The 17265-nt window shown below is 58.1% G+C and carries 16 protein-coding genes; 15 read left to right on the top strand and 1 reads right to left on the bottom strand.

Going from position 1 to position 17265, the window contains the following annotated elements; translation table 11 throughout:
* Window positions 1-31: 31 nt before the first annotated feature.
* The 14 genes from NKH95_RS29635 to NKH95_RS29570 all read left to right on the top strand — a co-directional run bounded on the left by NKH95_RS29635 (window position 32) and on the right by NKH95_RS29570 (window position 15814).
* Window positions 32-442 carry a M14 family metallopeptidase gene (locus tag NKH95_RS29635; RefSeq protein ID WP_352894116.1) on the top strand — a complete coding sequence of 137 codons (411 nt, stop codon included), beginning with the start codon at window positions 32-34 and terminating at the stop codon, window positions 440-442.
* A gap of 1172 nt (window positions 443-1614) precedes the next feature.
* On the top strand, window positions 1615-2613 hold the full coding sequence (locus NKH95_RS29630) for a succinylglutamate desuccinylase/aspartoacylase family protein (protein ID WP_352894114.1): 999 nt from the start codon (window positions 1615-1617) through the stop codon (window positions 2611-2613).
* Window positions 2614-2895: 282 nt separating this feature from the next.
* Window positions 2896-4149: a methylaspartate ammonia-lyase gene (locus NKH95_RS29625; RefSeq protein WP_352894111.1), complete on the top strand. Its 1254-nt coding sequence runs from the start codon at window positions 2896-2898 to the stop codon at window positions 4147-4149.
* Window positions 4150-4163: 14 nt separating this feature from the next.
* Window positions 4164-5315, top strand: coding sequence for a CaiB/BaiF CoA transferase family protein (locus tag NKH95_RS29620; protein ID WP_352894109.1), 1152 nt, complete (start codon window positions 4164-4166; stop codon window positions 5313-5315).
* Between the two features lie 136 nt (window positions 5316-5451).
* The gene (locus NKH95_RS29615) at window positions 5452-6354 is read left to right on the top strand and encodes an HpcH/HpaI aldolase/citrate lyase family protein (protein ID WP_352894106.1); all 903 of its coding nucleotides are present in this window, start codon (window positions 5452-5454) and stop codon (window positions 6352-6354) included.
* A 128-nt stretch (window positions 6355-6482) separates the two neighbouring features.
* Entirely contained in the window at window positions 6483-7409 is a 927-nt protein-coding gene (locus NKH95_RS29610) for a LysR family transcriptional regulator (RefSeq protein ID WP_352894159.1), read from the top strand.
* A 198-nt stretch (window positions 7410-7607) separates the two neighbouring features.
* Window positions 7608-9041, top strand: a complete 1434-nt coding sequence (locus NKH95_RS29605; RefSeq protein ID WP_352894104.1) for an aldehyde dehydrogenase family protein — start codon at window positions 7608-7610, stop codon at window positions 9039-9041.
* Window positions 9042-9048: 7 nt separating this feature from the next.
* On the top strand, window positions 9049-10593 hold the full coding sequence (locus NKH95_RS29600) for a fumarate hydratase (protein ID WP_352894101.1): 1545 nt from the start codon (window positions 9049-9051) through the stop codon (window positions 10591-10593).
* A gap of 146 nt (window positions 10594-10739) precedes the next feature.
* Window positions 10740-11567, top strand: coding sequence for an Lrp/AsnC family transcriptional regulator (locus NKH95_RS29595; protein WP_352894099.1), 828 nt, complete (start codon window positions 10740-10742; stop codon window positions 11565-11567).
* Window positions 11568-11734: 167 nt separating this feature from the next.
* Window positions 11735-13141: an aminotransferase gene (locus NKH95_RS29590; RefSeq protein ID WP_352894097.1), complete on the top strand. Its 1407-nt coding sequence runs from the start codon at window positions 11735-11737 to the stop codon at window positions 13139-13141.
* Window positions 13142-13613: 472 nt separating this feature from the next.
* Entirely contained in the window at window positions 13614-14342 is a 729-nt protein-coding gene (locus NKH95_RS29585) for a LuxR family transcriptional regulator (RefSeq protein ID WP_352894094.1), read from the top strand.
* A 91-nt stretch (window positions 14343-14433) separates the two neighbouring features.
* Window positions 14434-15054 (top strand): acyl-homoserine-lactone synthase, encoded by a 621-nt coding sequence (locus NKH95_RS29580; protein WP_352894091.1) that lies wholly within the window; start codon window positions 14434-14436, stop codon window positions 15052-15054.
* 33 nt (window positions 15055-15087) lie between these two features.
* A complete protein-coding gene (locus NKH95_RS29575) occupies window positions 15088-15342 on the top strand; it encodes a transcriptional regulator domain-containing protein (protein ID WP_352894088.1) in 255 nt (84 codons plus the stop codon).
* Window positions 15263-15814, top strand: coding sequence for a DNA -binding domain-containing protein (locus tag NKH95_RS29570; protein WP_352894085.1), 552 nt, complete (start codon window positions 15263-15265; stop codon window positions 15812-15814). The genes NKH95_RS29575 and NKH95_RS29570 overlap by 80 nt, the downstream gene beginning before the upstream one ends.
* Window positions 15815-15908: 94 nt before the next feature.
* Here NKH95_RS29570 and NKH95_RS29565 read toward each other — a convergent pair whose 3' ends face one another.
* On the bottom strand, window positions 15909-16184 hold the full coding sequence (locus NKH95_RS29565; protein WP_352894082.1) for a DNA -binding domain-containing protein: 276 nt from the start codon (window positions 16182-16184) through the stop codon (window positions 15909-15911).
* Between the two features lie 518 nt (window positions 16185-16702).
* On the opposite strand from NKH95_RS29565, the gene NKH95_RS29560 reads away from it, so the two are divergent.
* Window positions 16703-16918 carry a helix-turn-helix domain-containing protein gene (locus NKH95_RS29560; protein ID WP_352894079.1) on the top strand — a complete coding sequence of 72 codons (216 nt, stop codon included), beginning with the start codon at window positions 16703-16705 and terminating at the stop codon, window positions 16916-16918.
* Window positions 16919-17265 lie beyond the last annotated feature (347 nt).

Genomic DNA, 17265 nt, shown 5'->3' with positions numbered 1-17265 from the left:
CATTCCGCTCTAGTGCTCATTTCCGCCGGCCGTGCGGGTATGGAGCCGCTATACGCCCGTCGACGGCTTGAATCTCAATCGGGTGTTTCCGGGCCGCGCTGACGGATCGGTAACCGAACGCATCGCGAATGCTGTTTCGCGCCTATCGTTGCCAATGGCTGACGCCTTATGTGATCTGTATAGCTCACCAACGTGGCATTTTCCATCGTCGAGCACGACGCATCCTTTTGCTGCTGCCGATTTGATGGGCAAGACGGTCAGAATGGCCGAAGCATTCAAATTTCCCATGATATCGGTCTGGGAATGCGACGACACACCTGGAACTTGGCGGCGGCACGGTCAATTCCGAAGCTCTCGCGATCTACGAAGCTGGAATACGCAACGCGCTCATCGCGCTAGGACTTGTGCGGAAGAAGCCGAGTATCGGCCTTCCGTCAATTAGATCTAGCCAGACACTTGACACGCTCTCGTCTGAGCAACTGAAGTCGCCAGCACATCGCTGCTCGCTGCTGGATGAAGTGAAGCAGGGAGATATCATAGGCATCCTGTATCCGATGGATTCGCTGTCAGCTGATTCCACTGACATTCGCGCGCCTACTACGTCCATCGTCTGCGCTGTAAGATCCGGAAGTGGCCTTGAAACCTGCTACCCGTAGCCGACCACGCTAGCTTGACGAGAACCTTCATCGAGATGAGCTGTCGATCGGCAACCGAATCTGACCCACTGCCGTATGTCTCGGTGGAAGGGCGCATCGAGGTGTCCGGGACCTGCTGCCACATGAAAAGGCAAAGCTGTCTGTGAGTAACCATTTCCCGCCGCTGCCTCACCCCAAGCAGTGCAATGAAAAGTGCAATGAAAACAGAATGCGATGCTCGCGCCCAATCAATCGAAATCCACCGGGTACTGCTTCCCTTCCTCGGGATAACGAACTCGACGTCGTTTGCCGACAGCACGAGCGCACGGACGCGAAGATCGGGAGTTGCTTTGCCCTAGCGATCTTCAGCGCCGTCAAGCTTGTCAACTGATCGTCGTCGCGTGCGCTCTTCTTGGACAGAAGCAATGCGGATGCTCTGTCGGACAGATATCGAGCCGGGGTTCGCGTTGCGCCCACTTTCACCGTGTCGGTGGTGAGTTCGCTTGCCGACCATCGGATGCGCGGGGGTCTACGGTGCGCACATGGTCATGCAGATTCGGACTGCGGATATCAATGGCGGGTTTGGCAATAGTCTACGGGCAGGATTTTGGCGAACCAGAAGCCGAACGGCCCACCCATTCAAGCCTAAACCGCCCCTTTTTCGCGCCGCTCAACCGCAGGCGGACACAGGCCCGGCGATTCCCCTAAGGAGTTACGGCCGCTCTGAGTTTATCTCAAAACGAGATGGCGACGATCCGCAAACTGAATTTGACGTCGGTCGCCGCGACGGATCATAGTTCGGATGAGCGTTCTCGCGGTATTCATCTAACCGATAAGCGCTGTTCAACTGCAGCGAGAAGAAAATTCAGACTACGCACTGAGAAGGAAATACTTGACGCAGGTTATTTCATCCCTGCGCCAAGTTGGACGGAACGCGCCGACGATGTCTCGCAAATTCTATTTCAATGAAAGCTGAACGATGAGCGAAGCACCACACCTTACGTTCGACCTCGAAAAGCCCGGGATGAGCAAAGGGCATCTTATTGTCCCAAAAGGCGCCGATTGCGAAGCTCTTTCACTCCCGGTCTTCAGCCTCAACAAAGGGGAGGGACCGCGGCTTCTGATCACGGGCGGATGTCATGGCGATGAATTGGAGGGGCCGATTGTTGCGCGACGGCTTGTCGAGTGGCTGCCCGAAGCGCAAACTTGTGGAAGAGTTATCATCGTACCCGTGCTCAATCCACCGGCCGTGCAGGCATGCAGCCGCAATACGCCGGTCGACGGGTTGAATCTCAATCGAGTGTTTCCGGGCCGCGCCGACGGGTTGCTATCCGAACGAATCGCGGATGCAGTTTCGCGCCTATTGTTGCCAATGGCCGACACGGTATTTGATCTTCATAGCTACGGACCAGGGTGGGAATTTCCACCGGCGACCACGACGCATCCCGTTGCTGATCCCGAGCTCATGGCCAAGACAATCAAGATGGCAGAAGCGTTCAAGTTACCCATGACGTTGGTCTGGGAACATCCAGAAACGCCTGGAATGTTCGATACCTTAGCCCAAAACCAGGGCAAGGTATTCGTTTGTCCTGAACTCGGCGGCGGACCGATCGGCGCCGAAGCTCTTGCGATATACGAAGCTGGAGTACGCAACGCACTCATCGCGCTCGGACTCGTCGACGGAAAAGCCGAGTTTCCGACGTTCCGTCAACAGAAGTCCAGCCAGACCCTTGAAACGCGGCGCCCGTCCGATGAACTGAAATCGCCTGCGAGTGGCATCTTCGAACCTCGCTGCTCGATCTTGGATGTAGTTAAGCAGGGAGATCTCATCGGTATTGTGCATCCGATGGAATCGCTGTCGGCCGATTCCACTGATATCCGTGCGCCTGGCACATCCGTCGTCTGCGGCATTCGATCCGGAGGTTATGTCAAAGTCGACGAATGTATAGTGCTCCTTGGGCGACCGCTAAATCGCTGAGAATCACGTTACCCCATCTTAGTACTACTGCGTCATAAATTGCGAGCCTGACGCGGACTGTCCATTGCCCTTATGCAGCACGGACATCACCACAGAGCTGTAGAGACGTAGCGCATCCGATGCCGCGGTGCCGTATGCGAAGGTACCGGCCATCTCAAAACGCGATAGTTCCGTCCTGGACATTATATTGGCGAACCCAACGCCAAATGGCACATACTTGGCGGGCAGCCGGTGGAAGTGCGTCGCCCGTCAATGGCTCTAAGATGAATCGAGCGAAGTGAAGTGCAGATCAAAGACGTCCTCCTTGCGCCTGGCAATGGCGCATTTTTCTATGACGATCAGGAAGCCATTAGGTCCGGCGCAATCCAGGACGGCTTCATTTATGTCGGCGCACCGAAAACGCCCGGGTTTAAGTCCATTCGTATTCCGGCATCCTCGCTCAGCATCGGGCTCGTCTTTACGGACGAGACCGTTGTTTGGGGCGACATGATGAATGTGCAGTACTCTGGTGCCGGTGGACGCGATCCTCTGTTCGACACCAACCAAATCTCAAATCTAACGTCATGCGTAGTCGCGCCGCGGCTTTTTGATGTCGATGCCTCTCGGTTTCGTGATTCTTGCACGAGGGTTTTTGAACCCGTCGAGCATTTGCGGTTACCTCTGGCTGTTGAGTATGGCGTGAGCCAAGCTCTTCTTCGCGCAGCCGCCCACCTTCAGCGCAAGACAATAGCGGAGATCATATGCGCGGAATTTGATCTGCCGCTACCGACGTGCCGCGTCCCAATTTACTGCCAGAGTGGTGACGCTCGCGAAATTAACGTCGACAAAATGATCCTGAAAGCGGTGGACATCCTTCCCCACGGCCTGATCAACTCTCGGCAGAAATTCGGCGCCGGCGGCCTGACCTTCATGGAATTCGTGAAGTGGGTTGCGGCGCGCACGCGCGAAATCGGCCGCCCGGGGTATCACCCGGTGCTGCATTTCGATGTCTATGGCTGGATCGGCGAGGAAATCGGCCTGGAGCCGCAACGCATCGCCGACTTTATCTGCAAGGTTGCCGATACCGTCCCAGATTTCACGCTCAACATCGAATCCCCAGCGGATTTTGGTTCGACGCAAGCTCAAATTGAGAACTACGCCAAGATCGTATCGATTTTGGACAACCGGGGTTCCAGCGCGCGCATTGTCGTGGATGAGAGATGCAATACGCTTGAGGATATCCGACTCTTTGCCGAAGCGAAGGCCGCCCATCTCGTCCAAATCAAGACGCCCGATGTCGGCTCAATTGCCGATACAGCGCGGGCAGTTCTCCTCTGCAAGGAAAACAAGGTCGGAGCGTATGTCGGGGGAAGCTGTACCGAGACTGATCTCTCCGCCCAGACCTGTGTCCACGTATCGGTGGCAACCCAGGCCGACATGATGCTTGCAAAGCCCGGAATGGGTGTCGACGAGGCCTTCTCAATTGTTGGGAATGAACAAAACCGGTTGCTGGCGATGCTGAACCGTCGTCGGGCTCAAAACGAAAAAGTTGGATGAAAACACGGTGTCGCATGCAGAACTCTCTTGAGGGGATCACCGTCGTCGCCGTGGAGCAGGCCGTTGCTGCGCCTTACGCTTCGTCTCGCCTCGCGGACGCCGGCGCTCGGGTGATCAAGATCGAAAGGCCCGAAGGTGATTTTGCCCGAAACTACGACGAGCTGGTGCGGGGACAGAGCGCTTACTTCGTCTGGCTCAACCGTGGTAAGGAGTCGGTCTGTCTGGACCTGAGGTTGGGGGCGGATCGCGCTGTCCTGGACACGCTCATTGCCAGTGCTGACGTCTTTATCCAGAATCTGAAGCCGGGCAGTATCGCAAAACTGGGTTTCGCGTCTGCTGATCTCCGTCGACGATATCCGCGGCTGATCACCTGCGACATCTCTGGTTTCGGGGACACAGGGCCGTATTCCCATTTGAAGGCTTATGATCTCATCGTCCAGGCCGAAGCAGGCCTGTGCGTGATCACCGGCACCCAACAAGGGCCCGCGCGTGTAGGGGTCTCGGTTTGTGACATCTCGGCGGGCATGACAGCACATAGCGCCATTCTTCAGGCGCTGTATCACCGCGAGGTCACCGGTGAAGGCACCAGCGTCCAGGTGTCACTGTTCGATGCCGTCGCCGACTGGATGAATGTTCCGGTTTTGCAAAGCGACTACAGCGGCTACCACACGGTACGCGCCGGCGTGAAACACCCGTCGCTTGCCCCGTACGGCGCCTACCGTTGTGCCGATGGCAAAGAGGTCATCTTTTCAGTTCAGAATAACCGCGAATGGGTAAACTTCTGCGAGAAATTCCTGCAGCAGCCCGGGCTTACACGCGCACCTGGCTTTGCTGACAATATGGAGCGCCTCGGTCATCGCGCGCAACTCGATGAGATCATTGAACGGCGGTTTTCTGAACTATCCTGCCACGAAGCAATGCAGGAGCTTGAGGCGGCCGGCCTGGCATATGGCCGACTGAATGAAGTGGTGGATGTTTCAAGGCATCCACACATTCGTAGGGTTAAGGTTGGCACACCTGAAGGAACGGTCGAGACGATAGCGCCGGCGGCGATCTTCAACTCGGAACATCCCTCGTTACGCCCAGTTCCGGCTCTTGGCGCCCACACCGAGGCTGTCCGCGAAGAGGTTCTGAGGCTGTTGCGCGAAAGAGCTGCGTCAGCGTGAGCGCGCGTCTTGTCGGTAAGGTGAGTGCGCTCGCGATGTACAGCGAGCGTGAATATGTCGCGTCATCTCAGCGCATCGGCCATCCGGCATGCACACTGCCGCCACGCTCGCTAAGATCGATTGCAGAGGCGACTCCATGATCAGGGGCACCGTTCCCGCCGTTGAAAGCCCGATGTCCGTACCGCGCTGGAGATCGCTGCTCTTCGTTCCCGCTCACATTCCGCGCTTTGTGTTGGCGGCTCATCAGCGCGGGTCAGATGGTGTCATACTCGACCTTGAGGACTCCGTCCCCCAGCATCAGAAGGGCGAGGCACGGCGGCAGCTTCCCGAATCCGTGGTAAAGGTGGCGCGCAAGGGCGCATCTGTTTTGGTCCGCGTGAATCGTGGTTTTCGCGCCACGGCGGCCGATCTCGATGCAGCCGTGATGGCGGGTGTCGACGCACTGGTTCTTCCGAAGACGGATTCTGCAGAGTGGGTAGTAGAGATCGCGAATGCGGTTTCGGAACTTGAACGAGAAAGAAATCTTCCGCTGGGACGCATCCGGTTCCTTGCACAGATCGAGACCCCTGGCGCCTTGCAAAGGCTCGCGGCCATTGCGTCGGCGCATCCAAGGATGGTCGCAATGGCGCTGGGTCCTGAAGATTTCAGTGCCTCTGTTGGCGGCTCCCCGGAGTTCGACCTTCTGTTAACGCCAAACCTTTCTGTTCTTTTTGCCGCCCGCGCGGCCGGCTTGCTCCCGCTAGGCTTCATAGGAAGCATCGGTGAGTTCTCGGACACTGATAAACTTCGTGAAGCCGCGATGCATGCGCGGCGGCTTGGCTTTGCCGGAGCTTTGGCGATCCATCCGACACAGGTGGCCATATTCAATGAGGCTTTCTCGCCAAGCGCACAGGAAGTCGAGTGGGCCGATCGCGTTGTTGCGGCGGAGAATGATGCCGCCACGCGTGGACTGTCTGCATTCTCGTTGAATGGTAAGATGGTTGATCCGCCAGTGGTGCGGCGCGCCCACGAGATCCTGGCTCTCGCTAACATTAGCTGAGCCTTTAATCAGCGGTCGGACAGGCTGGTTTTCGAGCCATTGACCGACGGTTTGTTACTTGCCTCCCATCTCGTTTCGAGATAGATATGAAAGCACTGGGGAACATGACCCGGTTAGAGTTGGTCATCATGGACATCAGGCAGTTAAGGTACTTTGTCGGCGTCGTCGAAGCCGGCAGCTTCACGAAGGCAGCTGCGACCCTCAACGTTGCTCAAAGCGCTCTAAGCCTGCATGTGCGTCAACTGGAGGAAGGATTCTGCACCCAGCTGCTGGTACGCGACAGAACCGGCATTAGCGTCACGGCGTCCGGGGGCAAGCTGCTGGAGCGCGCGCGGATCATCCTGAAGGAAATTCAGCTCACTGAGGCGGAACTGACCAACTCGGTGGCTGCTCCTTCCGGAGAGGTGACCATTGGCATTCCGTCCGGAGCCGCTCGCGTCCTTAGCGGTCCCCTGCTTGAATCGGTAAGAAGCGAATTGCCAAGGATCTCGCTTAAGATGATCGAGGGCATGACGGGACCGCTGGAGGAGTGGATGGCTGCTGGCCGCTTCAATCTGGCTGTCCTATACCGCACTGCTGAGAGCGTGGGGCAAATGACGTTGCTGGCCCGTGAAGAGTTTTGCTTGGTGGTGCCGCCGGGTGAACCGCCTTTCGAAGATTCGATACCGCTCGCCGACCTGCACGCGTTCCCGCTGGCGGTTCCAATGCGCAACAACAATGTCCGGCGTTCGGTGGCTGATGTCGTTGCGCAACACGGTTGTGTGCTGGACGTCAGATTCGAAGTCGACTCCCTTTCTACGATCATCAATATGGTCATGGAAGGAAAGGCGTATTCCATCCTTACCCCATCGGCCATTCAGAAAGAGGCGTCTCAAGGCCAAGTCCGAACGGTTAAGATCATTGATCCAGTGATCACCCGTTCCGTTGTCCTTGCCGTCAACCCGAAAGACGACCGCTCTCCAGCCGTCTCTGCCGTCCGCAAGCTGATCCCCAAGGTCGTGAAAACATTGATCGAGAGCAAGCACTGGTCAGCCACGGCTCCGGACCGGCCTTAGGCACATCTTTCAAGCCAAGTTGTGCTTCCACTCTTCCGCGGCTGGCTAAGCCGTATCAATCTGGATTCCAGATGGTTTTGGGCGATATTCAATATTTGACCGGACCCGACCATAGCGATGAAATTGCAGAGAGCGAGCTCATGGTCCGGATACCGGCTGGCCTCGCACTGGCAAGAATTCACTCAAATGGAGCATGCAATGTCCAACGCCACCAGCTACCAGCTTTTCATCAACGGCAGGTGGCGAGCCGGTAGTGAGGGAATTACTGTGCCCGTGACCAACCCGGCGACAGAGAGGGTATTTGGCTCGGTGGCTGCGGCTTCGGCGTCCGATCTGGATGAGGCTCTCGCTTCTGCGGAGCGAAGCCGCCGGGCTTGGTCCTCACGGTCTGCAAAAGATCGTGGTGAGATCCTTGTGGCAGCCGCAAGGATCCTTGCCACAAAGGTGGGAGACGCAGCGAAGGATTTGTCGACCGAACAGGGAAAGACGATTGCCGAAGCGACAGGTGAGTACGCGCGCGCCGTCGAAACACTGGAGTGGAACGGCACCCACGCCGAAGAGCTGACAGCCCCTATTCCTATGGGCCCGAACCGGATGATCGTCCCGGAGCCCCTCGGCGTCGTTGCAGCCTTAACGCCTTGGAACTATCCTGCCGTTCTCATCGCCCGCAAGCTCGCCCCCGCTTTGGCGGCAGGCTGCCCGGTGATCCTCAAAGGGGCTGAAGAGACACCAAGCGCGGCTGTCCATTTCGTCGAAGCCTTGCGACAATCGGGTATCCCGGACGGCGTGGTCAATCTGGTGTTTGGCGTTCCGGTGCAAATATCCCGGCATCTCCTCAGCTCGCCGATCGTCAAGGTCCTAACTTTCACGGGCTCCACCGAGGTTGGAAAACAGCTCGCCAAGCTCGCCGCGAATAACTTGCAGCGGTGCATCCTCGAACTCGGTGGGCACTCCCCGGTCGTTGTGTGCGAGGATGCTGACTTGGCAACGGCTATACCGGCGCTCACGGAGTACAAATTCGAGTGCGCGGGCCAAAGCTGCAATGCGCCCAGCAGGATCCTCGTCGCGCGGCCTCTCTATGAGGAATTTCTGTCCCGGATGACGGAAGCTGCTCGCAAGATCAAGATCGGCCCGCCGGAGAACCCAGCGACGGAGATGGGCCCAATGGCAAACGCGCGGCGACTCGAGGCCATGCAGCGTCTGATCCAGGATGCTGTCGATCGCGGCGCCCGCGTCGAAATCGGTGGCACCCGCCTCGACCAGCCGGGCTTTTATTGGCCACCAACCATCCTGACAGGGGTACCAAAGGATGCGAAAGTGCTTCATGACGAGCCGTTCGGCCCGATCCTCACCGTGGCACCGTTCGACACGATCGAAGAGGCGATCGAAGAAGCCAATGCCACTAACTATGGCTTGGCCGCCTACTTCTTCACTGGCGCTGACGATACCAAACGGGCGCTCATCGGCGGTCTTGCGGCAGGCGCGATCAGTGTAAATTACCTGAAAGGAGTTTCCGCGGATGCACCATATGGGGGCGTCAAACAAAGCGGCTATGGATATGAGGGGGGCGAGCAGGGATTGCGGAGCTTCCAGAGCCTGAAACTGGTCAACGGGTTCGGTTCATTCGGATGAGAATTTCGTGAATAGGACAAGATCGACCATTGCCGGGGAGGCTATCACAAAGAGCGTCGCAGACGCCCTTCAGTACATCTCGTTTTACCATCCTCCCGACTATATCCGGTCCCTTTCGCAGGCATATGCGCGCGAACAGAGCCCGGCGGCGAAGAACGCCATCGGGCAGATTCTGCTGAACTCCCGCATGGCCGCCTTCGGACGGCGTCCGATCTGCCAGGATACCGGTCTCGTAGTTGTCTTTGCCAAGGTCGGCATGGACGCCCGCATCAAATCAACGGTTAGTTTCGCCGACCTCGTGAATGAGGGCGTCCGTCGGGCGTATCTGGACCCCGACAACCCACTTAGGCCATCGATCGTCGCTGATCCGCTTGCCGGGCGGGTGAACACGCGTGACAACACGCCGGCGGTCATCCACATCGACCTCGTGCCCGGTAACGAGATTGAGATCACCATCGCCGCAAAAGGCGGCGGGTCGGAAAACAAGGCGCGTTTCATCACCCTGAACCCCAGCGCGTCCGTTGCCGACTGGGTGGTCGACACTGTTTCGACCCTTGGCAGCGGATGGTGCCCACCCGGCCTGATCTCGGTCGGCATCGGCGGTAGCGCTGAAAAGGCGATGCTGCTTGCCAAGGAGGCCATGAACGAGCCGATTGACATGTCGGAACTGCTTTCCAGGGGGTCTTCAAACCCGGAGGAGGAACTGCGGATCGAGCTTTATGAGCGAATTAACGCGCTCGGCATTGGCGCCCAGGGCTTCGGTGGTCTGACGACAGTGGTTGACGTCAAAGTTGCGACCTATCCTACACATGTGGCGTCCAAGCCTGTGGCACTTATCCCGCAATGCGCCGCTAACCGGCACTTGAAGTTTACCTTGGATGGCACAGGACCGGTACAGCTCCAACCGCCCGATCTTTCCGAATGGCCCCAAATCGGTCATGAGGACTTGCATGCAACCGGCGTCCGTCGGGTCAATCTCGATGCGCTCACGAAGGAACAGACGGCATCGTGGCGCTGCGGGGAAACCCTCCTTTTGTCCGGAAAGATGTTGACGGGCCGTGACGCCGCCCACCAGCGAATGGTCGACCTGATCGATGCCGGCAAGCCGCTCCCGGTCGATCTGCGGGGACGCGTGATCTACTACGTCGGACCAGTCCGCGCGGTGAGGGATGAGGTCGTCGGACCGGCTGGCCCAACAACCGCCAGCCGGATGGACGCTTTTGCTGAAAAGATCCTCGCCGAGACCGGGCTCTTGGCGATGCTGGGTAAGGCGGAGAGGGGACCGGCTGCCATAGAGTCGATTGTCAGACACAAGACACCCTATCTCACCGCGGTGGGTGGCGCTGCGTACCTGATTTCAAAATCGATCAAGGCGGCGCGGATCGTTGCCTTTCAAGATCTAGGCATGGAGGCGATCTATGAATTCGAGGTGCAGGATATGCCGGTCATCATGGCCGTCGATGTTGAGGGAAACTGCATTCACAATTCCGGGCCTCTTGAGTGGCGTAAGCGCATGGCGGCGGACAGCATCGCACGCAACATCGGCGTTTGAGTCTTCCCGGCCGGGCGATCCGGCCATACGCCATGTCGCGACATCGGGCTGGGCGCCCGGACTTTTGGCAGTAGCGGCAACACGAGGGGCATTTGCGGTGCACAGGCTCCTCAAGGCCTTCAATTTATCCGAAGCCAAATGCGCCGATGCAAACACTGCATAGACCATGCCGTTCACGCGATCGATGCTCGGGTGCTGTCGAGGGTGGCAATCAGGTAAAGCAGCGGAGATTCAAAAAAAGTGCGTTATCTATTTACGACGAGGTCGCCGCCGAAAGCGGACTCTACCTCTCCAGCTGCATCACCTCCGTTAGTCGACGGAGAATAGCCAATGCTTCTACAGCCTTTCCATGGTTCGAACGATCTGGCGCATTGCGGGCCGAGAATGGTGCCGTCCACTACATTCGATCACTTGAATTAATGATAGAATTGGTTGGCACTGATTGCGCTGTCGACCACGGCTTGAGAGCAAAGGTCATGAAGTCGAAGCCCGACCCTATGCGACTAGACGCTTGGGACGTCCGGATTCTCTCAGAGCTTCAGTCAGATGGTCGGATTTCGAAAAGCGAGCTCGCAAAACGTGTTCACCTTTCGGCTTCGGCCTGTTCGGAGCGGCTTCGTATGCTTCAAGCCGCAGGGATCATTGAGGGGTTCTACGCGCGATTAAGTCCAGCCCTCGTAGGGGGCATTGTTTTTGTGATGGTGGAGGTGGTTCTTGATCGTCACCGTCTCGAGGACCAACGACATTTCGAGGCTGCGATCAAAGACCTGCCGGAAATCCTCGACTGCTGGGCTATAGGAGGGCGCATCGATTATCTGATGCGCGTTTCAACCCCTTCTATGGCTGCGTATCAGGATTTCATGGAGGGACTGCTGCAGGCAGGCTTGGGTATCGATCAATACTACAGCCTTGTCGTGACAAAACCAGTGAAATCCAATTCACCGATCCCCTTGTCCGCACTACGACAACGGTAAACTCCCGAAGCCTTGGTTTCCACGGCGATTGGTGCCGATTCCGCGAATTCATCGGCCAAAGACGTAAATTTCCGTGAAACTCAAGAGGTGTTTGCCGGTATGTTGATTGCTAAAGAGGCGGCTGGCCGAGTGTTCTCCGCCGCCTGGTCGCGAGAAGAAGAGGGACGATGCGCTTGAGCAATCTGGGAACCGAGCAAATCCGGGAGAAGGATCGAAGCTTCGTCTTCCATCCGTCCACGCATTTGGCCAAGCACAGTCGCGGCGAAACGCCAAACCGGATTATGGCCGGCGCAGAAGGCGTCTACATCTGGGATACGGAAGGCCGAAAGAGCCTTGACGGTTTCGGCGGGCTTTATTGCGTCAATATGGGGTATGGCTGCTCCGAGATAGCCGACGCCATTGCCAGGCAAGCACATGAACTGCCGTTCGCGCATGTCTATGCCAGCCAAGGCACGGCGCCGGTTGCCGTCTTGGCGGAGGCGGTCGTCGAATACTTCGGCCAGAACATGCGAAGGGTCTATTTCGGCCTTTCCGGTTCCGACGCCAACGAAACCAACATCAAGCTGGTCTGGTACTACAACAATATCCTCGGCCGCCCTGAAAAGAAGAAGATCATCTCGCGGCATCGCGGATATCACGGGTCCGGGCTGGTCACCGGGAGCCTGACAGGCCTTCCCTTTTTTCACGATTTCTTCGACCTGCCTCTGAATTTGGTGCGCCATACGACGGCGCCCCACCATTACCGCCAGGCGCTTGATGGCGAAAGCGAGGAAGCGTTCTCCAGGCGCTGTGCTAACGAACTTGAAGCCCTTATTCTTGCTGAGGGCCCAGAGACGGTGGCAGCCTTCATCGGAGAGCCGGCACTTGGGACCGGAGGCATCGTTCCGCCCCCGAAGGGATACTGGACCGAGATTCAAGAGGTGCTCGACAAGTACGATATCCTTCTGATCGCCGATGAAGTGGTCTGCGGCTTTGCTCGAACCGGTGAGAAATTCGGTTCCCATCTTTATGGCATGAGTCCGGATTTCGTGACCATCGCCAAGGGCTTGAGTTCCGCCTACCTCCCCATCTCCGGGTCAATTATCGGCGACCGCGTCTGGTCGGTCTTGGAACAAGGAACGGAGAAGCACGGCCCACTCGGCCATGGCTGGACATATTCCGGTCACACGCTTTGCGCGGCGGCCGCGCTTGCCAATATCAAATTGCTAAAGGAAAAAAATATCTTGGAACATGTTCGGGATGTCGGACCGTACTGGCATGCCCGCATGAAAGCCGAACTGGAGGGACATCCCATCGTTGGCGAGGTTCGCGGCGTCGGCATTCTATCCGCCGTGGAGCTGATGCGGGATCCTAAAGGGCGAGTGCCATTTGAACCCGGACTTCAGGTCGGCGTGCGCGCCGCCGCTGCTCTGTTTGAGAATGGTGTCATCGGCCGGGCTATGCCGCACGGCGATATTCTCGGCTATGCCCCACCTCTGATCATTACCCGAAAAGAGATCGACATCATCGTCGATGCGACTGCGAAATCGGTCGATACGACCTATCGCGCGCTGAAGGCCGAGGGCGCGATATGATCTGACGTGACGGATGAACGCCCTCCATTCGGGTCGACCAGGATATGCCGTCCAGGAGCAAGATCCCTATGGCGTCATGAACTGGCGCCGCCCGAAGCGACCCGCATCGCTTTTACGGCAGTTGCGTCAGGGTGTGCGACGCGATGCCGCAAAATGCGACGCCAATCTCGAACGCATTACCGCCTTCGCGATCGAGATGGTGACGACATAGAATGCCGGCCTGCTGCAAAAATCATAAAGGAGACGCTCTTCCGACCGCCGCTTGATAAGTGACCAACCGTGAGACTGAGCTTCTCATGCATGATAGGTCTCCAAGAGGCCCGCAATATCGCCCTCCCAAGGCGCACCGGCCCGGCAGCGAGCTCAGTCTCCTGCCGGGCACTTCTTCCCCGAATGGGTGCGCTTTGATCGAGCCGCCTGCGCTCGGTTATGTGCGGCCAGAGGCTGTGGGCGCGTTCACAGTAGTTTGGCTATGCAAGACGTTTTTCATAGATTTGTGGAGCAAATCGCAGACAGCGCCGACGCGACGGACCTGCGCAACGCTCTGGGCGAGATTGCCTCTTCGCTCGATTTGCCGTCTTTTGCCTATCTTTTCCCTTCGCCTGGCAAGGGCCGCAAGGTGCGCCTGATTTCCACCTACCCTCAACCCTGGACATCTCACTACCTTCACAGTCGGTATGAAAAGCTCGACCCGGTGATCCATCAGGCGCGTGGTCGTCAGGAAACATTCAGCTGGGATGCGCACGGCAGCGATCTCGAACTGACGACGCTACAGCGACAATTGATGGATGAGGCGACGCAATTCGGCATTCGCTGCGGCTTCACGATCCCGATCCATGACAGCGGCGGCCTGTTTGCAGCACTGACCTTCGCCTCCGATGAGAGGCAACCACTGTTCTTCCGCGTGATCGACCGATATGAACGCGCGCTCGAGCTCATCGCGATCTTCTTCCATCTCCATGCCCGTCGGAAGCTGAGCGACGGCAGGATCATAGATGGCGTTGTCCTGTCCCGAAGGGAAATCGAGTGTCTGAAGTGGGCGGCTCGCGGCAAAACGGCGTGGGAGATCGGCCGCATCCTGGGGATCAGTCAGCGCACCGCAGCCTATCATCGTGACAACGCCAGGATTAAGCTTGGCGCGCCAACAACTATTCAGGCAGCTGTTCGGCTGGCACTATCCAGGCCATCGGACGTCACTTAACCTCCCCAACCTGTGCACATGCACAGGTTGTATCAACTCCGGCCTTTGCCTTCAATCGCAGGCGTTATCCATGCGAGGGAAGGCCGTCATGATGCAGTTGATCACGCCGGATTGCTACGCTGAGTTCCCCGACGAATTCAACCAGATGCACCGCTTGCGGCATCGCGTCTTCAGGGATCGACTTGATTGGGACGTTTCGGTCAGCGGTGGCTATGAGATCGATCCTTTCGATGCGCTGCGCCCCCACTATCTGTTGCTGCGGGCGCCGACCGGGCGCATCGACGGCTGTGTGCGCCTGTTGCCGACCACCGGACCGACGATGTTGCGCGACAGCTTCTCCGCTCTGCTTGGAGACCGTTCGGCGCCGGAAGATCCACGGGTTTGGGAAAGCAGCCGTTTTGCGCTTGATCTTCCGGCTGCCGCGCCGAAACAGGCGGCATCGCTATTGGCACCTACGAGCTGTTTGCCGGGATGGTCGAATTTGGTTTGTCACGCGTCTGCGCAGCATCGTCACCTGACGGATCTGCGTGTAGAGCGGATCCTGCGTCGCGCTGGCTGGCCACTCGAACGGTTGTCCGATCCGCAGACTATCGGCAACACGCGCGCCGTTGCCGGACATCTCAACGTCTCCACCGAAAGCTTGCAAGCCCTCCATCGCAATGGCGGCTTCAAAGGCGCGGTGCTGTGGACACCGGTCATGAAGATCGCCTGAGCCTGCAATCCAACCCTTTCTGGAAATGTTGCAATGGACGAAACAAGACCTGGCCCTGCTTGGCCGGACAGGCAAGATGATCGTGCCTATGGTTATGTCGAGCAGCTCACCAGCCGCGGCTGGGCCTGGGAATTCCTCAGGCGCAATCCAGACTTCCAGAAGGATCTGGCGAACGCGCTACGCGGTGCCGAACGCACGAACCCGGTCCGTGGACATTATCAGCCTGCTTCGAACACTGTTGATCTCTCGCGGTGGCGCCTTCTGTTTTGCAAGCTCAAAAGGAACTGATGCGAGCTTCTTTTGGTGGCCCTGCCAATGTCCGCATGTTTTGCCCGTTGCTGCCGAAATGGCGGCGCGGCCGCGCGGAGTCGATTTGCTCGATCTCGCCCCGCGCTCCTGCCGCATTTCCATACTCATCACGCGGGACGGGCATCAGCACCTCCTGGCCGAGGACAGTGGCAGGAGCTTGCAGCTTGCTGCCTCCGGCGTCAGCATCCTCGAACCTGTGCGATTGACATCCTCCGTCCTCTGGTCGCCTGAGGAACTAAAGCAGCGTCTGAATGGGCTGGAATGTCTGAACGGCCTCTGGTCGACCGGAAGGCTGCCACCGAGATTCTTTCCGGCCGAGCCCCGTCGCTCGCGATTGCGCCGAGTGTTGCGTGCGCTCGACGGCTCCATCGCTGGCGCACCACACCACGAAATCGGCTTTGCCCTCTTCGGCAGAGCCCGCGTCGAGCAGGACTGGGCCGAACCCCGGTGACCATCTTCGCGACAGCGTCCGCCGCGCAGTCAGACGCGAGCGCTCGCTTATGAACGGTGGGTATAAGCGGTTTCTTCTATAGCGATCGTCACTATCAGGCCTTTTGGCCAGAGAACAGCTCTTTGTACCCCGCGATCACCAGCCAGTGGGCGCGCGCGAGATGGCTGCGAACCGCCCTTTGGGCGCGAGCCGGCTCTTGCACTGGATCGATGCCCAATATCGCCTGCGCCATCTCTTCTTCGCTGGCATTGCCGGCGCATGCGTCTAAGAGCTTCAAATATGTCGTAAAGTGCTCATCGTCGTAAGCGGTCAGGCTCTCCGCCCATGGGACCTCGTCGGCAACAGCAGGTTGGAACAATCTGTCTACCATTTCATGTCTCGCCTAAGACCTATTCCGCGCCCGCGCACAGCACAATATCCTGAAATGGGATAATCCGAAACTGGGATTAGTCGGTGAGCCGGTTCCTTCTTGGCCGGTTCGTCTGGTTCCGAAATCCCTTCGATCAGTTCGCCAGCGCCGGCTGCTAAAACGGCTGATTGCGGCGCGCAAAACCAAAGGGGTCACCCAGACCCAGTTGGTGATGCGCCCACAATCAAGTACGAGGGTGGTGAGCGTCGGCTGGACGTAATCGAGTTTCTCGACGTTACCCAGGCTCTCGATATCGATCCTTGCGAGCTTCTGGCACAAATGCGTCGCTCACGTGACCTGTAGATGGCGTTACGCTTTGTTTGGCTGTCAAACTTCACGATTTACCTCCTTGAGTTCACGGCTCATCGGGATTTGCCCTCGCGAAAATGATGCCGTGCAGCCGCTCCCCTTTGTTGCCTCTGATGTTTGTAGAGAATACTCCGTGGTGAGATCCTCGACAAGAGGGTGGCTTCTCGTGCATGGAAATCCGAGAGGTCTTTGCCCGCAATCTGCGTAGGCACCGCCAACAAAAGAAACTGTCCCAGGAAGCGCTGGCGCATGAAGCTGGCGTCGACCGAACATATGTCAGCGCACTTGAGCGCTCGGTCTATGCCGCCAGTATTGATACTGTGGCAAAACTCGCCAGAGTGCTCGGAATCGAGCCGGCCGATTTACTCAACCCTCGTTCTGAATAGATCTGGAAGCACGGACGAAACCGCGGTCGATGAGACTCGACCAGAAGGTTTCCAGGCATTTTCATGCTGCTGACAGGAGTGCCCGCGCGCCTTACAGCGCGCACCGGGTGCTCGTGAACCGAGCCCGCTTTTCTTCGGCAAGCTCAGGCGGTCTCGGCCATTCGGCTTCGCCCCTTGGCGTGGGCAGCCCTTCGGGCTGTGACGGCCGCCGCCCTTGCGGGCGGCGCGGTTTGTCTGTTGGCCTTTCCCGGTGGCGCGGGGCGGGCGGCACTCCCTTCTAGACCCGCCGCGGCAGCCCGCAACCCTTCGCGTGCCGGTCAGGGTCCTCCTCTTCGTTCCGGTCCTTC

The sequence above is a fragment of the Mesorhizobium sp. M0848 genome, assembly GCF_040319805.1.
In the GTDB taxonomy this organism is placed as follows: domain Bacteria; phylum Pseudomonadota; class Alphaproteobacteria; order Rhizobiales; family Rhizobiaceae; genus Mesorhizobium.
This window is presented reverse-complemented; position numbering and strand designations above follow the sequence as displayed.